6 protein-coding genes are annotated in these 5,837 nt (G+C 65.2%); all 6 read left to right on the forward strand.

Features of this window, described 5'->3' with window-relative positions; genetic code table 11:
* Positions 1-255, forward strand: a 255-nt coding sequence (locus tag JNK68_15915) for a tyrosine protein kinase (GenBank protein MBL8541830.1), incomplete at its 5' end; no start/stop codon positions are given.
* A gap of 1 nt (position 256) precedes the next feature.
* A complete protein-coding gene (locus JNK68_15920; protein MBL8541831.1) occupies positions 257-1,291 on the forward strand; it encodes a glycosyltransferase family 2 protein in 1,035 nt (344 codons plus the stop codon).
* Positions 1,288-2,490, forward strand: coding sequence for a glycosyltransferase (locus JNK68_15925; GenBank protein MBL8541832.1), 1,203 nt, complete (start codon positions 1,288-1,290; stop codon positions 2,488-2,490). Before JNK68_15920 ends, JNK68_15925 begins: the two co-directional genes overlap by 4 nt.
* Positions 2,487-3,428, forward strand: coding sequence for a glycoside hydrolase family 16 protein (locus tag JNK68_15930; protein MBL8541833.1), 942 nt, complete (start codon positions 2,487-2,489; stop codon positions 3,426-3,428). The genes JNK68_15925 and JNK68_15930 overlap by 4 nt, the downstream gene beginning before the upstream one ends.
* A 10-nt stretch (positions 3,429-3,438) precedes the next feature.
* A complete protein-coding gene (locus JNK68_15935) occupies positions 3,439-4,767 on the forward strand; it encodes a hypothetical protein (protein ID MBL8541834.1) in 1,329 nt (442 codons plus the stop codon).
* Positions 4,749-5,795, forward strand: coding sequence for a glycosyltransferase family 2 protein (locus tag JNK68_15940; GenBank protein MBL8541835.1), 1,047 nt, complete (start codon positions 4,749-4,751; stop codon positions 5,793-5,795). Before JNK68_15935 ends, JNK68_15940 begins: the two co-directional genes overlap by 19 nt.
* Positions 5,796-5,837: the final 42 nt, after the last annotated feature.

The raw sequence follows: 5,837 nt of genomic DNA on the forward strand, positions 1-5,837 counted from the left end.
AATCCCCTGGAGCTGTTGCAGCGCTCCGCGTTTGCGCACCTGCTGCGGGATCTGCTCGGCAGGTTTGCGTACGTCATCGTGGACACGCCGGCTGCCTCGCAGGGTGCCGACGCGCGCGTGATCGCCGCTGCCTGCGGTGCGGCGCTCGTGCTGACGCGCAAGGGTCGCAGCGGGATGAGCCTGACCGGCAACCTGCTGCGAGCGCTGACCAAAGGTCCGGGTCGGATCGCCGGCGTGGTCATGAACGATCATTGAGATGGCGCAACGCGTCCTCGTCGTCATTCCGACCGTGAACGAGGCGGGCACCATCGCACGGGTGGTCGCCGATCTCAGCCGCGATCTGCCGCCGTCGGCAGCGACCACCTTCGTCGTCGCCGACGGCGGCAGCACCGACGGCACGGCCGACGTGGTCCGGCGGATGCAGGCGCAGCGCGCCGACCTCCACTTCATGCCGAATCCCCAGCGCATACAGGCGGCCGCCGTCAACGCAGCGGTCCGGCAATACGGACGCGGCGTCGATGTGCTCGTGCGCTGCGATGCCCACGCCCGTTATCCTGCCGGCTTCGTGCGTGGTCTCGTCGAGACGCTGGAGCGCACGGCAGCAGACTCGGTCGTGGTGCCGATGGATTCCGTCGGCGAATCGTGCCTGCAGAAGGCGATCGCGTGGGTCTCGGACACACCGCTCGGCTCGGGCGGTTCGGCCCATCGCGGTGGACGCCGCAGCGGTTTCGTCGATCACGGTCACCACGCCGCATTTCGCGCGGAACAGTTCCGTCGCGTCGGCGGCTATGACGAGACCTTCACCCACAACGAAGACGCAGAGCTCGACTGCCGCCTGCGAGCCGCCGGGGCGCAGATTTATCTCGATGCCGACATCCGCGTCGTCTATCGCCCCCGTGCCAGTCTCGGCGGGCTATGGCGGCAGTATTTCGCCTACGGCCGCGGGCGTTCGCGTACCGTGCGGCGCCATCCGGGATCCATGCGGGCGCGCCAGCTCGCGGTCCCGTTCCATCTTGCCCTTTGTCTGCTGGCAGTCGCGCTCGCGGCATGGTCGCCCCTGCTCCTGGGGTGGCCGGTGCTCTATCTCGGTCTGCTGTGCGCCACGTCGGTCGCGCTGGCAGCGCGTCACCGCTCGCCGTGCGGACTGCTCGCAGGTGCGGCCGCTTTCGTCATGCACACCGCCTGGGCCCTCGGGTTCTATTGGGGACTCTGCAGCGTGCGCGAGTCGCGCTGGCGAGGTGAGGCCATCGCGGCGCCGCAGCCAACTCACCCCCTCGGCGATTCGGTGTGAAGTCGAGTCGCGGCATTCAGGCTCTGCTCGTCGATCCGTCTCTGTTCACGGCGCCGTACGATGCGGCGCTGACCGACGGATTGCTGAGTGTCGGTGTCGATGTGATGTGGGCGACGCGACCGACGCGACAGGGAGATCGGCAGGTGCTGCCCGCGTCCCGCATGGACCCATTCTTCTATCGCGGAGTCGATGAAACGCCGCGTCTTCCACCGGCCCTGCGCGGCTTGGCGAAAGGTGCGTCGCACATCCTCGGACTGTGCGCTCTCGTCTGGCGCGTTCTCGCGCGCAAGCCGGATGTCGTGCATTTCCAGTGGACGGTCGTGCCGTGCCTCGACGCGCTCGCAATCTGCGCCATCCGGCTGCTGCGTCCGGTCGTGCTGACGGTGCACGATCCGGTCCCCTTCAACGGCGAGCGCCGCGCATGGCTGCAGACGTGGGGTTTCGATCTGCCGATAAGACTCGCGAACCGAGTGATCGTGCATACCCAGGCCGGCCGCAGCACGCTCATCGAGCGCGGCGTGCCTGCGGCAAAGATCGTCGTCATTCCGCACGGACCACTGAGCCTCGCGGTGCCATTGCCCGAGAGCAACCCGCGGGAGCGTCGAGCGAACGACGGTCGATGGACGTTCCTGCTCTTCGGCGAGATCAAGGCCTACAAGGGGACGGATCTCCTCATCGAGGCGCTGGGCCTACTGCCGGAGCTGGTGCGGCAGCGGGCGCGGGTGATCGTGGCGGGTCGTCCGCAGATGGACCTGGGTCCGATCAAGCAGCGCATGGAGGCGCTCGGACTCTCCGACGTGGTGGAAATCCGCGCGCGGCGCCTGTCGGAAGAGGAGATGGCGGCACTCTTCGCGGAAACCGATTGCTTCGTCTTTCCTTACCGCCAGATCGACGCGAGCGGGGTCTACTTCCTGGTGAAGTCGCTGGGCAAGTGGGTGATTGCCTCGCGCGTCGGGGTCTTCACCGAGGATCTGCAGGAAGGAACGCAGGGCACATTGGTAACACCGGGGGACGTCCGTGCTCTTGCGGACGCCCTGGAGTTCGCTCTGCAAACGAGGCCGAGCGCAACGCCGCCGAAGAGCGAGGATACCTGGGCCGCGATCGGACGTGCCACGAAGGAGTTGTATGCCAAGGTGATGGCGTCGGGGGAGACATCACGGCCACGGTTTTTTCGCAGTCTGGGGAGCCGCGGTCGATGATGGCGATGGCAGTGTGCTCCTCGCACGGCGGCGGCCGTGAGATCCGGCGCGCATCAGGCGGGATGGTGCGTGTCCCGTCGCGACGTTCGCGGATAGGGCTCGTCTTCCTCTGCCTGTCCGTGATGCTTCCGCTGCAGACTGGCCGGGCGGACGTGGCGCAGTCCGTCTCGCAGGCTGCCGTTCCGGAGCCGATCCGCGGCAAGGGTTACAGCCTGGTGCAGAACTGGGACTTCGGCGTCAGCATTCGGGACGAAGCCGAGTTGCGCAAGCACTTCTACACGCGGTACGTCTACGCGAACGGCAAGCTCGATCACCTGAAGGACGAATGGCAGCGCTATCGGGACGAGGGCAATCACGTCTTTCACGACGGCACCCTGGCGCTGGTGGCGCGCGCCAACGGGGCGCTCAAACCCGGCGAGATCGAAAGCGGGATGCTGCGCTCCAAGTGGACCGGGCGGTACGGCTACTATGAGATCCGCATGAAGGTGCCGGCGGGTCGCGGCCTGTGGCCGGCATTCTGGCTCAATCCCGAAGATCAGAAATGGCCTCCGGAGATCGATGTCGTCGAGATCGTCGACAACGGCCGCGACACGTCGCGGGCGAGCTTCCACATCCTGCACGGACTCGGCGCAAAGGACGCGCCGGTGAACTTCACCCGTCTCAACAAATGGGGCGCCTACCGCCCGGGCGTCGACTACGCCGACGGCTACCACGTCTTCGCGGTGGAATGGACCGAAGAGGGTGTGCGTCACTACGTCGATGACGTCCTCGTCGCCGACCGCGCGTTTCAATGGAAGCACGACGACGGCACGGACGGGGGCGCGGCACATGTCCTCGTCAATCTCGCGGTGGGAGGTCAATGGCCCGGGCCGCCGGTCGATCTGAGCGTGTTTCCTGCGAGTCTCGAGATCGACTATGTCCGGGTCTGGCAGCGCTGACGTGGCGTCTATGGCCGGCTTCGGGATCTCGCTGCCAGGCGGTGCGACGCTGGCTGAAGTCGTCGCTGTGCGACCCGCTCAGGGCGCGCTCGCGCGTCAGGGGCTCATCATCGCCCTCTTTCTCGCGGTGACCGTCTTCAGCCGCTTCGGCATCAACCTGGGTTCGTATCCGCTGAGCTTCAGTCTTTTCATCGCATATGGCCTGCTGATCGTCGCCCTGGCGTCCGGCAATCTCGCGATTTCCCCGAGCCGGCTGCTCGTCTACTGCAGCGGTGTCGTCATCGGGATCGTGAGTCTGGTCGTCAACACAAGCTTCGCGCCTGCCGATCGCTCTTCCGCGACATCGCTGCTCCTGCTGGTCGTCATTTACCTGCCCCTGGTCTTCGTCCTCTGGCCCGTGGCGGATCAGGAGCAGGAGTTACGCTGGACCATGCGGGTGTTCTCCAACATCGCCTTCTTCTGCGGTATCGCAGGTATCGCCCAGTTCTTTGCGCAGTTCGTCATCCACGCCGACTGGCTCTTCGATTTCACCCCGTACATACCCACGGCACTCCAGCAGGGTGGGATCTACAACACCGTCATCCCCGTGGGCAGTCTCTACAAGTCGAACGGGTTCTTCTTCCGCGAACCGTCCGGCGCGTCGTTCGTGATGGCGCTGGCACTCCTGGTGGAGATGTCGTTCTTCCATCGCCCTGTGCGCATGGCCACTTTCGCCTTGGCGCTGGTGCTCACGTATTCCGGCACCGGCTTGCTGGCGCTGATGATCGGATTCCTGTTTTCGGTGAGGCCGCAGACTGTTGGCCGGCTGACTTTGGTGGCCGCCATTGGGGGGTTGTGTGCATGGGCAGCCAGCGACGTTCTCAATCTTTCCTTCACGCTCAACCGCATCCATGAGTTCACCGAAGAGCGGAGCAGCGCCTACATCCGTTACGTCGCGCCCATGCGCCTGGTGAACGACATCCTGTTCGACCACCCGTGGAGTTTCTGGATCGGCTTCGGACCGGGCACCATCTCGCGTCTCAGCCAGACCGACTACGAATTTCACGATCCAACGTGGGCCAAACTGCTGGTCGAGTACGGCATCCTGGGTTTCGCCGCCTTCCTGACCCTGATGACGACATGCATCCGCCGGCATGCCCTGCCGCTCCAGGTGCAGGCCGTTCTGTTCTTTTCCTGGCTGGTGATGGGCGGGCACCTGCTGACACCGGACGCGGTTTATCTGGTCGTCGTGCTCGGCGGTATCGTTGGCGCGGCCTCGCTCGCCGGATGCACCGCAAAGCCGGACGTGGGCGAGGCACCGACCAACAACCAGGGGGTTGCATGGGATATCCCACGATAAGCGTCATCATTCCTTGCTACAACTACGCGCGCTATGTCGGCGAGGCCATCGACTCGGTCCTGGCGCAGGGTTATCCCGCCGTGGATCTGGTGGTCGTGAACGACGGATCGTCCGACGGCTCTCTCGAAGTGATCCGCCGGCACGCACGAGACGGCACCATCATCGATCAACCCAATCGAGGGCATGTCCCCGCGTGCAATGCCGGATTCGCCGCGAGCCGGGGAGATGTGGTCATCTTTCTCGACGCGGATGATCTGCTCGAACCCGACGCGTTGATGTCGGTGGCGAGCGTGTGGACGCCCGTTCTTGCAAAGGTTCAGTTCGATCTGAAAGTCATCGACGCCGAAGGCAGAAGCCTGGGCAGGCGGCGCTTCGGGCATTTCGGAAGCGACTACACCGTCGAGCGCGTTCGCCGAGAATTCGCGCGCAATGCCACCTATCGATGGCCGGTCACGTCCGGAAACGCGTACTCGCGCTGGTTCGTGTCCCAGGTTTTTCCGCAGCGATTCCGCGGGACGGTGGATGGCTATCTCAATACCATCGCGCCCCTCTACGGAGATGTGCATACCCTGCCGGAAGCGCTGGGTCGCTACCGCCTGCACGACCGCACCCTCTCCGCCAAGACAAGAGCATCGTCCGGTCTCGTCGATACCATCGCGCGGCGCCGGGCCGAACTCGCGGAAATGCGACGGCACGCTGCTTCGTGTGGGGTGAGACTTGCGGATGCGGACCCGCTCGATCACGAACTGCCGTTCCTGAACTATCGACTCATGGCTGTGAGACTCGGGCTCGACTACCCGGGCTCCGATTGCGATCGTCCCTTGGTGTTGCTGCGAAAGGCGTGGCGTCACTTGAGAGAGGAAGCCTTGCCCGCATCCGTCAAGCTCATGCACGCGGCTTGGTTTGTGGTGCTCGCGGTGCTGCCGGGACGATGGGTGTCGTTGCTGGTCAAGGTGCGTTTCGAGCGAGCGCAGATCTCGCAGTCGTGGCGGCAAAGGCTCGGGCGTGTGGCGGCGCGGGGGGCATAGCGGTCGATGAGCAGCGTTCCTCGATCCGGCGAGGCGAGCATG

It is taken from the genome of Betaproteobacteria bacterium, assembly GCA_016791345.1.
Classification (GTDB): Bacteria; Pseudomonadota; Gammaproteobacteria; order Burkholderiales; family JAEUMW01; genus JAEUMW01.

Coding starts and splice junctions, on each gene's coding strand:
- JNK68_15930 (MBL8541833.1), top strand. CDS start 2,487: ATGATGGCGATGGCAGTGTGCTCCTCGCACGGCGGCGGCCGTGAGATC.
- JNK68_15940 (MBL8541835.1), top strand. CDS start 4,749: ATGGGATATCCCACGATAAGCGTCATCATTCCTTGCTACAACTACGCG.
- JNK68_15920 (MBL8541831.1), top strand. CDS start 257: ATGGCGCAACGCGTCCTCGTCGTCATTCCGACCGTGAACGAGGCGGGC.
- JNK68_15935 (MBL8541834.1), top strand. CDS start 3,439: ATGGCCGGCTTCGGGATCTCGCTGCCAGGCGGTGCGACGCTGGCTGAA.